At 68.6% G+C, this 16602-nt stretch carries 16 protein-coding genes and 2 pseudogenes; 8 read left to right on the top strand and 10 right to left on the bottom strand.

Annotated elements, in window-relative coordinates; genetic code table 11:
* Positions 1-289 precede the first annotated feature (289 nt).
* Together P3102_RS09395 and P3102_RS37810 are read right to left on the bottom strand one after the other, a co-directional pair.
* Positions 290-702 (bottom strand): annotated as a pseudogene (locus P3102_RS09395) (nuclear transport factor 2 family protein); the annotation flags it as partial.
* Between the two features lie 15 nt (positions 703-717).
* Positions 718-858 (bottom strand): annotated as a pseudogene (locus tag P3102_RS37810) (LLM class F420-dependent oxidoreductase); the annotation flags it as partial.
* A gap of 219 nt (positions 859-1077) precedes the next feature.
* On the opposite strand from P3102_RS37810, the gene P3102_RS09385 reads away from it, so the two are divergent.
* Positions 1078-1860: a hypothetical protein gene (locus P3102_RS09385; RefSeq protein WP_276368226.1), complete on the top strand. Its 783-nt coding sequence runs from the start codon at positions 1078-1080 to the stop codon at positions 1858-1860.
* Positions 1861-2177: 317 nt separating this feature from the next.
* Here the strand turns inward: P3102_RS09385 and P3102_RS09380 are convergent, their stop codons facing one another.
* Positions 2178-2987, bottom strand: coding sequence for a DNA-formamidopyrimidine glycosylase family protein (locus tag P3102_RS09380; RefSeq protein WP_276368224.1), 810 nt, complete (start codon positions 2985-2987; stop codon positions 2178-2180).
* Between the two features lies 1 nt (position 2988).
* Positions 2989-3462 carry a ribose-5-phosphate isomerase gene (locus P3102_RS09375; RefSeq protein WP_276368222.1) on the bottom strand — a complete coding sequence of 158 codons (474 nt, stop codon included), beginning with the start codon at positions 3460-3462 and terminating at the stop codon, positions 2989-2991.
* A 45-nt stretch (positions 3463-3507) separates the two neighbouring features.
* On the opposite strand from P3102_RS09375, the gene P3102_RS09370 reads away from it, so the two are divergent.
* Positions 3508-4227, top strand: a complete 720-nt coding sequence (locus tag P3102_RS09370) for a 2-phosphosulfolactate phosphatase (protein ID WP_276368220.1) — start codon at positions 3508-3510, stop codon at positions 4225-4227.
* Positions 4224-5027, top strand: coding sequence for an MBL fold metallo-hydrolase (locus P3102_RS09365; RefSeq protein ID WP_276368219.1), 804 nt, complete (start codon positions 4224-4226; stop codon positions 5025-5027). Before P3102_RS09370 ends, P3102_RS09365 begins: the two co-directional genes overlap by 4 nt.
* Here the strand turns inward: P3102_RS09365 and P3102_RS09360 are convergent.
* Positions 5024-5644, bottom strand: coding sequence for a disulfide bond formation protein DsbA (locus P3102_RS09360; protein WP_276368217.1), 621 nt, complete (start codon positions 5642-5644; stop codon positions 5024-5026). The genes P3102_RS09365 and P3102_RS09360 overlap by 4 nt on opposite strands.
* Before the next feature lie 167 nt (positions 5645-5811).
* Here P3102_RS09360 and pepN point away from each other — a divergent pair, with 167 nt between their 5' ends.
* Entirely contained in the window at positions 5812-8385 is a 2574-nt protein-coding gene (gene pepN / locus P3102_RS09355) for an aminopeptidase N (RefSeq protein WP_276368216.1), read from the top strand.
* Between the two features lie 84 nt (positions 8386-8469).
* Here the strand turns inward: pepN and P3102_RS09350 are convergent, their stop codons facing one another.
* From P3102_RS09350 to P3102_RS09340, 3 genes are all read right to left on the bottom strand, one after another.
* Positions 8470-8952 (bottom strand): DUF5130 family protein, encoded by a 483-nt coding sequence (locus tag P3102_RS09350; RefSeq protein WP_276368214.1) that lies wholly within the window; start codon positions 8950-8952, stop codon positions 8470-8472.
* On the bottom strand, positions 8939-9196 hold the full coding sequence (locus P3102_RS09345; protein WP_276368213.1) for a hypothetical protein: 258 nt from the start codon (positions 9194-9196) through the stop codon (positions 8939-8941). The genes P3102_RS09350 and P3102_RS09345 overlap by 14 nt, the downstream gene beginning before the upstream one ends.
* A gap of 832 nt (positions 9197-10028) precedes the next feature.
* Positions 10029-10523, bottom strand: a complete 495-nt coding sequence (locus P3102_RS09340) for an HNH endonuclease (RefSeq protein ID WP_346660172.1) — start codon at positions 10521-10523, stop codon at positions 10029-10031.
* Positions 10524-10954: 431 nt separating this feature from the next.
* Between P3102_RS09340 and P3102_RS09335 the strand changes: the two genes are divergently transcribed.
* From P3102_RS09335 to P3102_RS09325, 3 genes are read left to right on the top strand one after another with little or no spacing between them, the layout of a single operon-like run.
* Positions 10955-11932 (top strand): mechanosensitive ion channel family protein, encoded by a 978-nt coding sequence (locus P3102_RS09335; protein ID WP_276368209.1) that lies wholly within the window; start codon positions 10955-10957, stop codon positions 11930-11932.
* 19 nt (positions 11933-11951) lie between these two features.
* Positions 11952-12347, top strand: a complete 396-nt coding sequence (locus tag P3102_RS09330) for a globin (protein WP_276368208.1) — start codon at positions 11952-11954, stop codon at positions 12345-12347.
* On the top strand, positions 12347-13900 hold the full coding sequence (locus P3102_RS09325; protein WP_276368206.1) for a glycoside hydrolase family 13 protein: 1554 nt from the start codon (positions 12347-12349) through the stop codon (positions 13898-13900). The genes P3102_RS09330 and P3102_RS09325 overlap by 1 nt, the downstream gene beginning before the upstream one ends.
* 76 nt (positions 13901-13976) lie before the next feature.
* On the opposite strand, the gene P3102_RS09320 is transcribed toward P3102_RS09325, so the two are convergent.
* Complete coding sequence (locus P3102_RS09320) at positions 13977-15428, bottom strand: hypothetical protein (RefSeq protein WP_276368205.1); 1452 nt, start codon at positions 15426-15428, stop codon at positions 13977-13979.
* An 87-nt stretch (positions 15429-15515) separates the two neighbouring features.
* On the opposite strand from P3102_RS09320, the gene P3102_RS09315 reads away from it, so the two are divergent.
* Positions 15516-16157 (top strand): DUF305 domain-containing protein, encoded by a 642-nt coding sequence (locus P3102_RS09315; protein ID WP_276368203.1) that lies wholly within the window; start codon positions 15516-15518, stop codon positions 16155-16157.
* 79 nt (positions 16158-16236) lie between these two features.
* Here P3102_RS09315 and P3102_RS09310 read toward each other — a convergent pair whose 3' ends face one another.
* Positions 16237-16545 carry a hypothetical protein gene (locus tag P3102_RS09310; protein WP_276368201.1) on the bottom strand — a complete coding sequence of 103 codons (309 nt, stop codon included), beginning with the start codon at positions 16543-16545 and terminating at the stop codon, positions 16237-16239.
* Between the last annotated feature and the right edge of the window lie 57 nt (positions 16546-16602).

Genomic DNA, 16602 nt, shown 5'->3' with positions numbered 1-16602 from the left:
GTCGCAGGCCTTGGAGGTGTACCGGACACCGGTGACCGCGACGGAAACAGGCGCCTTACCCTGCCGCTCGTACCCGTCGGCAGATGCCGGGCGGCGGTGCCGGTGAGGTCGCGCATGCCCTTGTCGTCGACCACGAAGCAGGCCAGCCGATGCGGGCCGGACGGCGTGCGCGGCTCCGTCTTCCCGTCGAGGCCGGACGGGGAACGCACGCGCTCCGACTCCGCGGTCTCCGGGCAGAAGGCCACGGGAGGCTCCGCCGCCGTCGCATGCTCAGCTCTCTTGGCGGGCCCGTGGCCAGGGCGCGCTCGGTCTCCCAGGAAGCGCGCATCGACACGATCAGCCCGTCCTCGCGCACCCGGTGGACGAACACGCCGTCGGTGTCGACGCGAGAGCCGCCGGGCGGATACGTCGTGATGGTGCCGACGTTCGCGACCCGTCACCGGCGGCGTGGGAGTCGCGAATGGTGAACCGGAAGCGTTCGACGTTCGCGATCGTCTTGTCCCAGAAGGCACTGATCCCGTCGTGCCCGTAATGTTCCTTGCCCTCTTCGTCGAACATCGCGGGGCCGATGGGGTCCTCGACGACGGCGTCACCGGCGAAGAGGGCGAGCCAGACGGCCTTGCCCCCGGCGGCCACCGCGGTCATCGAACGGAACGCGGCCCGGCGCGCGGGCGGCTGCGTGGCGGCCGGATCCCAGCAGACGTCGCCACCCTTGGTTCAGTCTCCCGTCTTCGCGATGATCTCGTCGCCGAACTTCTTGATGGAATCGAGTTTCGGGCCGACTTCGGCATCGAAACCGAGGCCGTCGAACACCCACGGCATGGTGATGATGTCGGTGACGCCGATGTCGCCCTGTTCCAGCGAATCCGGGAGCGCGATCGAGGAGAAACCCGCCTCTTCGGCGGCGCGGGCGAGTTCGCCCAGCTGATCGAGCGGAGTCATCGCGATCGTCAGGGTGGACTTCATGGAGCCGAACTATAACGTGTTCTAGTTTCTGCCGCCAGTGTGCGCGGGAACCACCGGTGGGCCGCCCGCGTTGATCGGAGCAAAGGCCGAACGATTCCTGGAGTTGAACTCATGGGTACCGCGGGTACCGCGATCTTCCTGATCGTGCTCCTCGTCGTCGTGGTCGGCGGCGGCATCTACTTCGCGAAAGCCCAGGCGGCGGCCAAGAAGCGCCGGCTGGACGACGCGAAGGCCGACGCACGGCGCCTCGTCGAGCGGCTGGGCGGTCAGGTCATGAACCTCACCGGCACGGACACCGCCTCCCAGCAGGCGATGGCGGACGCCTCCGAACGCTTCACCGCGGCGGGCTCGCAGATGGAGCAGGCACAGACCGTCGAACAGGCCCGGTTGGTGCGCGAGACCGCCATCGAAGGCCTCTACTACGTCCGCGCGGCGCGGCTCGCGATGGGCATGGACCCCGGTCCGGAACTGCCCGGCAGCGAAGAGCGCGACCGCGCCGGCAAGGTCACCGAATACCGCTCGGTCGACGTCGAGGGCGAGCACTACGAGGCCTCGCCGGACCCGAGCCGGCGGACGCCGCACTACTACCCCGGCGGTCGCGTGGCGGGCCGCCCGGTGCCGCAGGGCTGGTACAGCGAGCCGTGGTGGAAGCCCGCGCTCGTCGCCGGCGCCTGGGGCCTCGGTTCGATGCTGCTGTTCAGCGCGATGTTCTCCGGAATGGCGGGGATCGCGAGCGCGTCGGCCTGGGAATCGGGCTACGACGCGGGGCAGGAGGACGCCGGTGCCGGTGACGCGGGCGGCGATGCCGGGGGCGACACGGGCGGGGACGCCGGTGGGTTCGACGGCGGCGGCTTCGATGGTGGCGGCTTCGACGGCGGGGGGTTCGACTTCTAGCCCACGCCCGGTCCCCTCAGGCGCTTCTGGCCCGCGCCCGGTCCTTTAGGCGCTTCTGGCTCGCATCCGGTCCCTCAGGCGCTTCTGGCCCGCGCCCGGTCCCTCAACTGCAATGAAGGGGTCTTTCCTTGCAAAATTTGCAAGGAAAGACCCCTTCATCGCATCCGATACGGCGAACGCCCCCTTCACTTCGGCACCGTCCGTGAAGGCCTCCTTAAGAGACCCACAGTCCCTCAAGGAGGCCTTCACGGACGCGTCCGTAGCCTCTGGAGTCACATCGGCACCAGCATGCACACGGGCTCAAGCCCAGGAAGCCGTCAGGCAGGCTGGCAGGTCGGGCACCAGAAGAGGTTCCGTGCCGCCAGCTCGCTTCGCAGCACCGCCGTCCCGCAAACGAGACAAGGCAGCCCCTCGCGGCGGTAGACGTAGACCTCGCCCCCGTGCCGGTCCTGCCGCGGCGCGCGGCCGGTCGCCTCGGGCAAGTGCTCCGGCGCGACCGTGTCGATCCGCCCCACCCGGACACCGTGCCGCATGAGCGTCACGAGATCCGCCCACAGGTCCTCCCACAGCCCGCGGTCGAGCGCGCGGCCGGGGAGGAGTGGGGCGACACCGTGCCGGAACAGCACCTCGGCGCGGTACACGTTGCCGACGCCCGCCAGCACCGACTGGTCCATCAGCAGTGCCGCGATCGACGTCTTCGACCGCGAGATCCGGTCCCACGCCTTGTCCGGCTTCGCGTCCCGGCGCAGCGGATCCGGGCCGAGCCGCGCCTTGATCGCGTCCACTCGGGACGCGTCCAGGAGTTCGCACTGGTTCGGGCCGCGCAGGTCGGCGGAATGCGTCGGGCCGACCAGCCGCATCCGCACCTGCCCCACCGGCTCCGGCACGGGCAGCGGCACGTCGGAGAACGTGCCGTAGAGGCCGAGGTGGACGTGCACCGTCCCGTGTGGACCATAGTCGTGGAACAGGTGCTTCCCGTACGCCTCGGCCTTGACCAGCACCCGGCCGTCCAAACGGGACGCTTCGGCGGCGAACCGTCCTTGCGGACTGCTCACCTCGACCGGGTGACCGGCGAACCGACGTTCGTGCAGACGGGCCAGGCGATGGAGCGTATGCCCCTCGGGCATGTCAGTGCTCGGGCAGCGGCGGCGGCCAGCCGGTGTTCTCGTAGTCCAGGATCTGCTGGACGCGACGGCCGTGGCGCTCGTCCGGGCTCGGCGGGGTCGCGAGGAACGCCTCGACGATCTCCGTGGCCTCTTCGGTGGTGTGCATCCGCGCGCCGACGCCGATCAGCTGGGCGTGGTTGTGCTCGCGGGTGAGCTTCGCCGTCTCGACGCTCCACGCGAGGCCGGCGCGAGCGCCCTTCACCTTGTTGGCCGCGATCTGCTCGCCGTTGCCGGAGCCGCCGACGACGACGCCGAGGCTGCCCTCGTCCGCGACGACGCGGCGAGCCGCCTCGATGCAGAACGCCGGGTAGTCGTCGGCCGCGTCGTAGACGAAGGGACCGACGTCCTCGACGTCGTGGCCCTGTTCCTTGAGGTGGGCCACGAGGTGGTTCTTCAGTTCGAAACCGGCATGGTCGGAGCCAAGGTAGACACGCACAGCGCGGAGTCTGCCATCACGTTCCGGGGCGAGCATGCTGTGGGGGTGGACATCAGACTCGAATGGGGCACCGAGGGAGTCGGCGCGCTGGGCGCGGACTGCGCCGTCCTCGTCGTGGTCGACGTACTTTCCTTCTGCACCACGACGGATCTCGTCCTCGGCAACGGCGGCAGGGTGCTGCCCGTCCGCTGGCGCGATCGGCGCGGTGCGGAAGCCGCGAAGGAGCGGGGCGCCATCCTCGCGGGTGAAAAACACTGGACCTTGCGCCCTTCGTCTGTGACGGAGATCCCTTCCGGCACCCTCCTCGCGCTCCCTTCTCCCAACGGTGCCACGCTCTGCGACGCCGCCGCCACGACCGGTGCCGTCGTCCTGGCGGGTTGCCTGCGCAACGCGACCGCCGTCGCCACCCGCGCGGCGGAACTGGCGGACGGACGTCCGATCGGCGTCATTCCGGCCGGGGAACGCTGGGGCATCGACATCCACACCGAAGTGAAGACCTTCGGGCCGTTGCGGCCGTGTGTGGAGGATCAGCTCGGCGCTGGAGCGATCGTCGCGGCACTGGACGGCTACGGCCGTCTGTCCGCCGAAGCCCGTCTCGCGGCCTTCGCGGCGAAATCCATTGACATCGCCGAAGCACTGACAGAGTGTGCTTCGGGACGTGAGCTCGCCGCGGCCGGGCACGCGAACGACGTGACACTCGCCGCGAAGCTCGATACAAGCAGCATGGTTCCCCTGCTGCACAAGGGAATTCTGGAGGATTCGTGACTTGGCTCGAACTCGCGGACGGCGTGTACGCCCGGCGTTACGAGGAGCTGGACCTGACCGTCGGCCTCGTCGTGGGCAGTGAGCGTTGTCTGGTCGTCGACGTCCGCGGTGATGTCGACCAAGGCGCCGAACTGGCCGCGGCGGTACGGGAGATCACGCAGCTGCCGTGGTCGGTCGTCTACACCCACGCGCATTTCGACCACGCCTTCGGCACGACGGCGTTCCTGCCGTGTGACGTCTGGGCGCACGAAGCGTGCTCGGCCGAGCTGGCCACCTACGGGGAGGGCGCGCGGCTCAAGTGGATCCAGCACTATCTCGGCGAAGACCGGCCGGAGATGGCGGAGGCGCTGGAACGCACCCAGATCACCTTGCCGGACAAGGCGGTCACCGACACCGCCGAGATGGACCTCGGCGGCCGCATCGTCGTGCTGCGGTTCCTCGGCCGGGCCCACACCGATCACGACCTGTTCGTGCAGGTGCCCGACGCGGGTGTCGTCTACGCGGGCGACGCGGTCGAGAACGCCGAAGCCGGCTTCAGTGCGTTCTCCTTCAATGACGGCAGTTTCCTGGCCGAATGGCCGGACGTGATGGACGCGATCCTCGCGCTGGAGCCGAAGACCATCGTGGCCGGGCACGGTGATCCCGTCGGCACCGCGTTCATCGAAGAACATCGCGACGGGCTGCGTGCGCTCGTCGCGCTCAAGAGCCAGGTCGCGGCCGGAGACCTCACGACGGACGAAGCCGTCGCGAGATCCTCCTACCCCGACGATGTCACCAGGGCCGCCTTGGGAACCCCTTAGTCGAAGTTCAATTCACCGGAGCGGGTGCGCTTCAGCTCGAAGAAGTCGGGGTAGCTCGCCAGCGCGCGGGCGCCGTCGAACACCTTGACGGCGTCTTCGCCCCGAGGGATCGAGCTGAGCACGGGGCCGAAGAAGGCGACGCCGTCGATGTGGATGGTCGGGGTACCGACGTCCATTCCGACCGGATTCATACCTTCGTAGTGACTCTTTTTCAGCGCTTCGTCGTACTCGGTCGACTCCGCGGCCTCGGCCAGCTCGGCCGGGGCGCCGATGGCCTCGAGGGCCTCCTTGATGACCTTCGGGATGTCCTTGTCACCCCGGTTGTGATGGCGCGTGCCGAACTCCGTGTAGAAGTCGCGCAGCGCCTCCTCGCCGTTCTTCTGCGCCAGCGCGGTGGCGACGCGGACGGGGCCCCAGCCGCGGTCCAACAGCTCCTTGTACTGCTCAGGCAGGTCGTCGCGACCGCTGTTCAGCTCGGACAGGCTCATGATCCGGAACCTCAGGTCGAGGTCGCGGTGCTTCTCCACCTCGAGGATCCAGCGCGAACTGATCCAGGCGAATGGGCAGATCGGATCGAAGTAGAAGTCGACCTTGGTCTTCTCGGACGGGGCGGTCATCAGGTTCTCCCAGTGCCATCGTCTTGGGTGGGCCGGTACGCACGGAGTGCTACACAGCGAGCCAACATCGCGGCCATCGGCGTTGTTCCCGTCGTCAGCGACGGCCCGGACATGATTGGATGCCAGTAGTTGGAAACCAAAACCGATACCGATGACCAGAGGTGCCAGTGCCCGCCCCCAACCTGACCCGAGACCAAGCCAAGCTGCGTGCGGACCTGCTCGACGTCGAGTCCTACGACATCGAGCTGGATCTGACCGACGGCCGTGGCGGTCCCGGTGAGAAGACCTTCACGTCGAAGACGACGATCAAGTTCGCGAGCGCCAGAAGCGGCGAAGCGTCGTGGGTCGACATCGTCGCCGAGGGGATCGAGTCGGCCGTCCTCAACGGGACGGAACTCGACGTCAGCGGGTACGTCGAGGACAAGGGCATAGAGCTGCCCGCGCTCGCCGGGTCGAACGAGCTCGTCGTGGACGCGGTCTGCCGGTACATGAACACCGGCGAGGGGCTGCACCGCTTCGTCGACCCGGTCGACGACGGCGTCTACCTCTACACGCAGTTCGAGACCGCGGACGCGAAGCGCATGTTCGCCTGCTTCGACCAGCCCGACCTCAAGTCGGTCTACCGGCTCACCGTCCTCGCGCCGAAGGACTGGAAGGTCATTTCGAACGCGCTGATCGAGTCGGCCGAGGAGACCCCGGAAGGGGCCGTCCGCACCGTGTTCGAGGTGTCCGAACGGATCTCGACCTACCTCGTCGCGTTGATCGCGGGCCCGTACAGCGAGTGGCGCGACGAGTTCTCCGACTCCCACCGCACGATCCCGCTGGGCATCTACTGCCGTGCCTCGCTCGCCGAGCACATGGACGCGGACCGGCTGTTCACCGAGACCAAACAGGGTTTCGCCTTCTACCACGAGAAGTTCGCCACCCCGTACCCGTTCTCCAAGTACGACCAGCTGTTCGTGCCGGAGTTCAACGCGGGCGCGATGGAGAACGCCGGCGCCGTCACCTTCCTGGAGGACTACGTCTTCCGGAGTCGTGTCACGCGCTACTACTACGAGCGCCGCGCCGAGACCCTGCTGCACGAGATGGCGCACATGTGGTTCGGCGACCTGGTCACCATGCGCTGGTGGGACGACCTGTGGCTGAACGAGTCGTTCGCGACCTTCGCGAGCGTGCTGGCCCAGGCCGAGGCGACCGAATACAAGAACGCGTGGACCAGTTTCGCGAACATCGAGAAGTCGTGGGCGTATCGGCAGGACCAGCTGCCCTCGACGCATCCGATCGCCGCGGACATCGTCGACCTGCACGCGGTCGAGGTGAACTTCGACGGGATCACCTACGCCAAGGGCGCGAGCGTCCTCAAGCAGCTCGTCGCCTACGTCGGGCTCGACCACTTCCTCGAAGGCTTGAAGGTCTACTTCGGCAAGCACGCCTGGGGCAACGCGACCCTGGCGGATCTGCTGGGCGCGCTGGAAGAGGCCTCCGGCCGCGACCTGTCGTGGTGGAGCGCGCAGTGGCTGGAGACCACCGGCCTCAACTCGCTGAGCCCGCGCTACGAGGTCGGCGCCGACGGGAAGTACACCGCCTTCGCCATCACCCAGACCGGCGCCAAGCCGGGTGCCGGCGAGCTGCGCGCGCACCGCGTCGCGGTCGGCGTCTACGACGAGGACGAGAACGGCAAGATCGTCCGCAAGCACCGCGTCGAACTCGACGTGGACGGCGAGCGCACCGAGGTGCCGGCGCTGGTCGGGCTCCCGGCGGGCAAGCTCGTGCTGGTCAACGACGACGACCTGACCTACTGCACGATGCGGCTCGACCCGGCGTCGCTGACCACCCTGATCGACCGCATCGCCGACATCACCGATCCGCTGCCCCGCACGCTGTGCTGGTCGGCGGCGTGGGAGATGACGCGCGAGGCCGAGCTCAAGGCGCGCGACTTCGTCACGCTGGTGCAGCGCGGCGTGCACACCGAGACCGAGGTCGGCGTGGTGCAGCGGCTGCTGCTGCAGGCGCAGACGGCGCTGAACTCGTACGCGAACCCGTCGTGGGCGGCGGACAAGGGCTGGCCGGGGTTCAGCTCGCGGCTGCTGGAGCTCGCGCAGGGCGCCGAGGCCGGTTCGGACCACCAGCTCGCGTTCGTCAACTCGCTCGCCGGATGCGTGCTCGACGACAAGACGCTGGCGATCATCGCGGGCTGGCTCGACGGCACGGCACCCCTGGAGGGCCTCACCGTCGACACCGACCTGCGCTGGCGGCTGCTGCACGCGCTCGTCGCGCACGGCAAGGCAGAGAACCGGGAGATCGACGCGGAACTCGCGAACGACGACACCGCCGCCGGACGGCGTCAGGCGGAGCGCGCACGGGCGCTGCGGCCGATCGGCGAGGCCAAGGCCGACGCGTGGCAGCGGGCGGTGTACGACGACGAGCTGCCCAACGCGGTCAGCGACTCGCTCATCGCCGGCTTCTCCCACCCTGGCCAGAAGCACCTGCTCGGCGACTACGTGACGCGCTACTTCGAGGTCATCGACGAGGTGTGGCAGCGGCGCTCCAGCGAGCGGGCGCAACCGACCGTGGTCGGGCTGTACCCCTCGTGGGCCGTCGAGCCGGCGACCGTCGAGGCGTCGGACGAATGGCTGGCCGGAGAGCACCCGGCGGCGCTGCGCCGTCTGGTGTCGGAAGGCCGGGCCGGGATCGTGCGGGCGCTGGCCGCCCGTGAGTTCGACTCGCAGGCCGGGGTCTAGTCCCGTAGTGCAATGAAGGGGCCTTTCCTTGCAAAATTCGCAAGGAAAGGCCCCTTCATTGCACTCGAAAGTGCTTGAGGGTGCTCAGTGCTGCGGAGCGCCGGCCTGGTCGCTCAGCATGCGAAGGGCGTTCACGAGACCGCCGATGAGGTCGCCTTCCTTGAAGGAGGCCACCATGCTGGCCACGGCGAGCTTCGCGCCGCGGTCGGGCAGGCGGAACCGGGCCTGCGAGCCCGTCACGATCTCGATGGCGCGCTGTCCGGGCGACACGGCGACGACCACGGCGTCGGCCGGCTTGTCGGTCGAGGCCAGCAGGCCCTCGGCGGTGACGCGGGTGTCTTCGCCGAGGTCGCCGAGGTACACACTGAAGTCCAGGCCGGTCTCGCGGCTGGCCAGCGTCAGCGCCTCGTCCAGCCGGGCGAGCTGCTGGATGGTGAAGGGGCTGATCGGCCCAGCCGGCGCGTACATCTTGGCGGCGGAAATCCGGCCGCTCGAGGTAACGGCGGCGCCGTAACCGGGCTCTTCGTCGACCGCGGTGGACGAAGGGGTCAGTTCACCAGTTGCCACGAGCGCCTCCCGTCACCGAAGCTCCGTCCGCCGCGCCGACGGCGGTCGCGCCGCCCGCGTGCGAATACCTGGCGCCGACCCCGTCGGGGTTGGCGCTCCACCACATGGCCGGGTACTCCCACGGCTGCCCCGGCCGGTACCGGGCGACGCCCGCGCCCTTCGACCGCAGCGTGGCCACCCCGCAAAGCGCGTAGATGACCAAGGGGATCACCGCGAAGACCAGGATCGTCTCGACAAGGTTCACGCGCGTGAGCGTATCCGATGGCGCGTGGCCGCACCCGCTCGCACGGGCGTGCGCGCGGAGACCTGCCACTCACCGTCCGGAGGGGTCCGTCCGCCGCTTGCCGCGAAAGCGCTCCCACATTGGGGCGAAGCCCTCAAGGCCGAAAGGTTGCAACTCAACGTACGGGCGGCCGCACCCGGCGCTGTCGTCTTGTCGGAGCCTTGAAATCCTCGTAGCTTTTTCACCTGTACGGGCCTTGCGCCCGGCTTTCTCACCCCAGCAGGTAACGCACCGGTCGCAGGAGGATATGTCATGCAGAGCACCCAGACACCCGGCCAGGCGATCTTCGACGACGTTTCGTCACTCTTCGAAATCGAATTCGTCCCCGGTACGCGTGTGACGGCGGGCACACGGGTTACTCGCGGTACTCGGGTCACTCGCGGTACTCGGGTCACTCGCGGTACTCGGGTCACTCGCGGTACTCGGGTCACTCGCGGTACGCGGGTCACCGCCGGTACCCGGGTCACTCGCGGAACGCGCGTCACCCGCGGCACTCGGGTCACTGCCGGAACCCGCGTCACCCGTGGCACGCGCGTCACTCGCGGCACCCGTGTGACCGCCGGAACCCGCGTCACCTGCGGCACCCGCGTCACCGCCGGAACCCGCGTCACCCGTGGTACGCGCGTCACCCGCGGAACCCGGGTCACCTGTCAGAGCGACTTTTCCCTCGCCGCCTGAGTTCGGGCGCGACCGGCCCGCAGGGGAAGACGCACTTCGCAACGAGATTCATCACGGCATCGGCTCGCCCCGGCCGCCTCAAGGCAGCCGGGGCGCCGACGTGTTCGCGATCTGCTCAGGCCGCGGTTCCCAGGTACGGCCGCCACAACGGGTCGGCCTCCTTCGAATGCGCGAGCAGCCGCCAGTGCGGCCCGTGCGGGGCCCTCGGCACGACGCGCAGCCGCCAGCCGATCTCGGAAAGCAGCTTGTCCGCCTTCCGGTGGTTGCACTTGGCGCAGCAGGCCACGCAGTTCGTCCAGCTGTGGGGGCCGCCGCGGCTGCGCGGGACGACGTGGTCGATCGTCTCGGCCCGCCCTCCGCAGTAGGCGCAGCGGTACCGGTCACGGTGCATCAGCCCGGCCCGGGTCAGCGGCACCTGGGCGCGATAGGGCACGCGCACGTAGGTGCTCAGCCGGATCACCGAGGGCACGGGCAGCGAGACCGTGGCGGCGTGCACTTCGAGCCCGCCGGGATCCCCGTGCACCACCTCGGCCTTGCCGCACATCACGAGGACCACCGCGCGCCGCAACGGCAGCGCCGTGAGCGGCTCGAACGTGGCGTTCAACAGCAATACCCGTCTGCGGCCCCAGGACGACGCTGTCGTCGTAGTGGGTACCGCCGTGGTCGACGGATCCCGCCCTCTACGCTGTCCGGGCGGGCGGGCAATACCCCCAGGCCGCGTTCCCGGCCCGCCCGGTGGAGCCCCGTGCGAGGGGGCACCTCCCGGATGGGCGCGCAACACGACCTCCGGCGCCTGTCCGGCCAAGGCCTGGCTCGGGACGCCGAGGGGGATGGGTTGTCGGTCTGGCACTCGACCACCTCCACCGGTGCAGGCATAGTCGACCACAGATCAGCCCCCGAGCGCACGTGTGTTACTGGACGTGTCACCTGCGCGCGACCCGGCGGCCACACGAAGCGGGGTGTTCCGCCTCCGCCGGGGCCGCCTGCCGCACTGAGCGGCGAACGAGATCCCCGCCGAGTACGAAAGGACATTTTCTCTCCGTGAACCTGCTGCCCACCGAACCCCCGGCCTGCACTCGAGAGGTCGGCAGCCTGTGCTACCAGGTGTTCCAGGTCACAAAGAACGAATGGCTCTCCGCGTCGGCGGGCTGGCTGCTGACGAAGCCGCTCAGGATCCTGATGATCGTCGCCGTGGCGTTCCTGCTGCGGTACCTGGTGCGACGCCTGATCAACCGCGTGACGCGGATGCCGGGCGGCTCGTCGAAGCTGCCCGCCCTGTTGAGGCCGCTGCGGGAGAAGGCTCCCGAAGTGCTCGGGTCGGCGGTGATGGAACGGCGCCGTCAGCGCGCCGCCACGATCGGCTCGGTGCTCAAGTCGATGGCGACGTTCCTGATCTACGGCCTCGCGTTCATCCTGGTGCTGGGCGAACTGGGCATCGACCTCGCGCCGATCATCGCTTCGGCGGGTATCGTCGGCGTGGCGCTCGGCTTCGGCGCGCAGAACCTGGTCAAGGACTTCCTGTCCGGTATGTTCATGATGATCGAGGACCAGTACGGCGTCGGTGACGTCGTCGACGTCGGTGAGGCGTCCGGCACCGTCGAGGCCGTCGGCCTCCGGATCACCACCTTGCGTGACATCAACGGCACCGTCTGGTACGTCCGCAACGGCGAGGTGCTGCGGGTCGGCAACTCGAGCCAGGGCTTCGCGGTGGCCGTCGTCGACGTCCCGCTCAGCTACTCCGCCGACGTCGAGAAAGCCACCGAGCTGATGGCCGAGAAGGCGAAGACCCTCCTGGAGAGCGAAGGGCTGGCACCGAACGTCCTGGAGCCGCCGGAGATGCTCGGTGTGGAGACCGTCACGCCCGAAGGCATCAAGCTCCGCCTGACCGTGAAGGTCCGGCCTGGCAAGCAGTGGGCCGTGCAACGCGCCCTGCGGGCGCATCTGCTCGCCGCGCTGGACGAAGCCGGCTTCGAGCCACCGCTGGGGCGTTTTATGTCCGCCGGCCCCGCCCCGCAGTAGGCAAGGGCAGAATGGAGTTGTGTCCGTGACCGAACCTGACCCCACCACCGTGTACGAAGCCATCGGCGGTGAACCCGTCTTCACCCGGATCATCGCGCGGTTCTACGCCGAAGTCGCGGTCGACGAGGTACTTCGCCCGCTGTATCCGGAGGAGGACCTCGGCCCGGCCGAGGAGCGTTTCCGGCTGTTCCTCATGCAGTACTGGGGCGGCCCGCACACCTACTCGGAGCAGCGCGGTCACCCTCGGCTGCGGATGCGGCACGCCCCGTTCAAGATCGGCCCGATCGAACGTGACGCCTGGCTGCGCTGCATCAAGATCGCGGTCGACGAGGAGAACATCGAGGAGCCCTACCGCTCACAGCTGTGGGCGTATCTCGAGATGGCCGCCAACAGCATGATGAACAGCTTCGTGTGATGGCGACGGGCGCGGCTTGGTGGGAACAGGCGGTCTTCTACCAGGTCTACGTGCGCTCGTTCGCCGATTCGGACGGGGACGGCGTCGGTGACCTCGAAGGCATCCGCGGCAAGCTCGGGTACCTGGAGCTGCTCGGGGTCGACGCGTTGTGGCTGACGCCGTTCTACCGCTCCCCCATGGCCGACCACGGCTACGACATCGCGGACCCGCGCGACGTCGACCCGATGTTCGGCACGCTCGGCGACTTCGACGTCCTGCTGACCGAGGCGCACAAACGCGGCATCAAGGTCACCGTCGACGTCGTCCCCAACCACACCAGCAACACCCACGCCTGGTTCAAATCGGCGATGGCGGCACCGCCGGGCAGCCCGGAACGGGATCGCTACCTCTTCCGTGACGGGCTGGGCCCCCGCGGCGACCAGCCGCCGAACAACTGGGGCAGCGCGTTCGGCGGCCCGGCGTGGACGCGGGTCCCGGACGGCCAGTGGTACCTGCACCTGTTCTCCCCGCAGCAACCGGACTTGAACTGGGCCAACCCCGAGGTCGCGGCCGATCTGGCGCGGACCCTGCGGTTCTGGCTGGACCACGGGGTCGACGGTTTCCGCATCGACGTCGCGCACGGCATGGCGAAACCGCCGGGCCTGCCGGACATGGACCCGCGGGTGAACGCGCTCGGGCCGAGCGAGTTCCCCGACCCGAGGTTCGACGACGACCGCGTCCACGGAATCCACCGGATGATCCGCAAGGTGCTCGACGAGTACCCGGGCACGATGGCCGTCGGCGAGATCTGGGTGACCGACGAGGAGCGCCTCGCGCGCTACCTGCGGCCCGACGAACTGCATCTGGCGTTCAACTTCCGGCTCGTGCTCACGCAGTTCGACGCGGACGCGCTGCGGACGGCCATCGAGCGGTCCCTGGCGGTGCCGAAGTCGACCGGGGCTCCCGCCACCTGGACGTTGAGCAACCACGACGTCTGGCGGCAGGTCAGCCGCTACGGTGGCGGTGAACGCGGCGTCCGGCGCGCGCGGGCGATGGCGCTCGTCGAACTCGCGCTGCCCGGCGCGATCTATCTGTACAACGGTGAGGAACTGGGACTCGGCAACGTCGACCTCCCGCCGGAAGCGCTCACGGACCCGCGCGCCAAGATCTCCGGCGCCGAGTTCGGCCGCGACGCGGCACGGGTGCCGCTGCCGTGGGAAGGCGACCTGCCGCCGTTCGGGTTCTCGCGCAATCCGCGCACGTGGCTGCCGATGCCCGCATCGTGGGCGTCGGTGACGGTGGAAGCGCAACTGGAGGATCCGGCCTCGACACTGTCGCTGTACCGGCGGGCGATCGAGATCCGCAAAGCGCACCAGGCCTTCAGCGGGGACGATCTCGAGTGGTACGGCGCGCCCGCGGGATGTTTCGCGTTCCGGCGGCGCGGCGGTGGGCTGGTCTGCGCGCTGAACACCTCGGCGAGCCCGATCGCGCTGCCGCCCGGTGAGGTGCTGCTGTCGAGCGTTCCGCTGGTGAACGGGAAACTGCCGCCGGACGCCGCCGCCTGGCTCGTCTGAGCGGCCCCAAGCGCTATGAAGGACTCCTTCCTTGCAAATTTTGCGAGGAAGGAGTCCTTCATAGCGCGCTACGGGATCACTTGTTGAAGCCCGGGTGCAGCTTGTACTGCGTCTGGGCGTTGAACTCGTTCTGCCGGACGAGCTTCGCCGGGAAGGTCCGCCAGTCGTTGAGGTCCAGGACGTCCAGGCCCTTCACGAGGTCGGACGAGAAGATGTGGCCGTTGTACCAGTACGCCGACCACGTGCCACCGCCGACGAGCTTCTCGTTCGAGAGCGGGCCCCGCTCCCAGTACGCGATCTCCTTCGGCTTCGTCGCGTCGGTGAAGTCCCACACCGAGACGCCGCCCTGGTACCAGGACTGGACCATGATGTCCTTGCCCGGCACCGGGATCAGCGAACCGTTGTGCGCCACGCAGTTCTCGGTCTCGGACTGCAACCGCGGGATCTTGTAGTAGCTGACGAACTCCAGCTTGCGGTCGTCGCCGCGGCCGGTGATCCGGTAGATGCCGTTGGCGCCGCGGGTGGAGCCGAACTTCTCCAGGCAGGTCGCCATCCCGCCGCCGCCGAGCTCGTCGGTGAAGACGATCTTGGTGGCGTCGTTGTTGAAGGTGGCGCTGTGCCAGAACGCGAAGTTGACGTTGTCCTGCACGCGGTTGAGGACCCGCGGCTTGAGCCGGTCGGAGATGTCGATCAGGACACCGTCACCCATGCAGGCACCGGCCATCAGGTCCTTCTCCGGCAGCGCCGTCAGGTCGTGGCAACCGGTGGTCGCCGAGCGGCGGGTGCCGTCGGGGTTGGTGCCACCGAGATTGCCACCGTCCGGGAACAGCACCGGGGTCGCGACGAGCGAAGCCTTCGCCGGGTCCTTCACGGGGACCTTGATGATCGACAGCTTGTCGTGCGGTGGCTGGCAGTCGGGCAGGTCGGCCGCCGGCGCGTACGACGAGACGTAGACGTACACGTCCTTGCCGCGCTTGTCCGGCACCAGGGTGTTGGTGTGCGAACCGCAGTCGGTCTCGACCGCCGCGACGTACTTCGGCGCGGCGAGGTTCGAGATGTCGAAGATCTTGATGCCCTCCCACGCCGTCTTGTCCGAAGCGGGCTTCGCGACGCTGTTGCAGGAGTTGTCGCTGCGCGACGCGTCGGTCGAGAGGAAGAGCAGGTCGCCGGAGATCGACACGTCGTTCTGCCCGCCGGGGCACAGGACCTGGCTGACGATCTTCGGGCGGTACGGGTTGCGGACGTCGAAGACGTTGAAGCCGTCGTACGTGCCGATGATCGCGTGCCCCTTGGTGAACGCGATGTCGGTGCCGGTCGAGTCCTTGGTGAACGGTCCCTGCTGCGGGACGTTCGCGATCGACCGGAGGTTCGGACTGTGGACGATTTCGTCCACGCCCGGAATCGTGGTCGCCGAGGGTTCGGCGATGACGGCCGGCGCGGCGAGCGCGCTGGAGGCCCCGAGGGCGGCGACTGCGGCCGCCGACACGAAGACCCTGGTCAAGCGGCGTTTCAGCCCAGGCTGCGGCACGATATGGCTCTCCTTCCACCCAGCTTTACGCGCACCTTATTCCTTATTTAGGCTCAGTAGGTACCGACCAACGGAGGTTCTCCCGGGATGAGAAAAAGTTTGACATCGGCATTGCTCGCTGCCGTTTTCGTGGTCTCGGGCTGCACTGGCGACGAAACTCCGGCGCAAACGGCCCAAAGTGCTCCGGTGATCGTGCCCGGGAGGCCCGGCGAGCAGGCGGGTACCGCTGCTCCCGGCCCGGTGAACCGCGATCAGCCCAACGACGCCGACGTCGAGTACATGACGATGATGGTGCCCCACCATCGGCAGGCGAAGGTGATGACCGATCTGGTGCCGGGCAAGACGGCGAACGAGCAGATCCGGGCCATCGCGGGCCGGATCTCGGTCGCGCAGGACGGCGAGGTCGCGATGATGAAGACCTGGCTGGCCGATCGCGGCAAGCCGGTTCCGGGTGAGGGGCACGCCGGCCACGGTGGAGGGCACGAGCACGCGCTCATGCCGGGTATGGCGACCGAGGCCCAGCTGGCGGATCTGCGCGCGGCGAACGGGGTGGCGTTCGAGAAGCTGTTCCTCGACCTGATGATCGCGCATCACCAGGGTGCGCTGACCATGGCCGAAACCCAACTCGGGAAGGGCGTGGAGATCAAGGCGCAGGAAATGGCGCAGGAGGTCGTCACCGGCCAGACCGCCGAGATCGAGCGCATGAAGACTCTGCGCTCGAAGCTCTGAACGAACAACGCAATTCGGCACCTGCTTGCGATAATTCGCTATGCGAACTATCGCAAGCAGGTGCCGAATTGCGAAGGGGTCAGGCGTCGCCGGAGGAGCCCATGTCGCCGAAGCCGGAGTCGCCCGAGTCTCCGGAGTCGCCGGAGTCGCCGGAGTCGCCCGAGACGATCCAGGTCGCCAGCGCGGCCGCCTGGACGTAGGGCGCCGCCTTCGCCGCGGCCCGTCCGGCGGATCTGGCCCGGCTCCATTTCTCCGGGCGTTCGGCGCGTTCCGGCGCCTCCTCACCCGGCGGGCGCTCGGTGCGCCACGGAGTCTCCTCCGGCCGGACCTCGGCGAGGAAGTCCGCGGTGGGGTCTTCCCCGTCCTTGCCGGCGTTCTTGTCGGTCATGGAGACAGCCTGACACCGCGGGCGCTCGGAGGCCACCCGCGGTGTCAGGCGGTAAGA

Origin of the sequence: Amycolatopsis sp. QT-25, assembly GCF_029369745.1 — a bacterium.
GTDB lineage: Bacteria > Actinomycetota > Actinomycetes > Mycobacteriales > Pseudonocardiaceae > Amycolatopsis.
The sequence above is the reverse complement of the archived record's forward strand: the minus strand, read 5'-3'. Positions and strand labels throughout refer to the sequence as shown.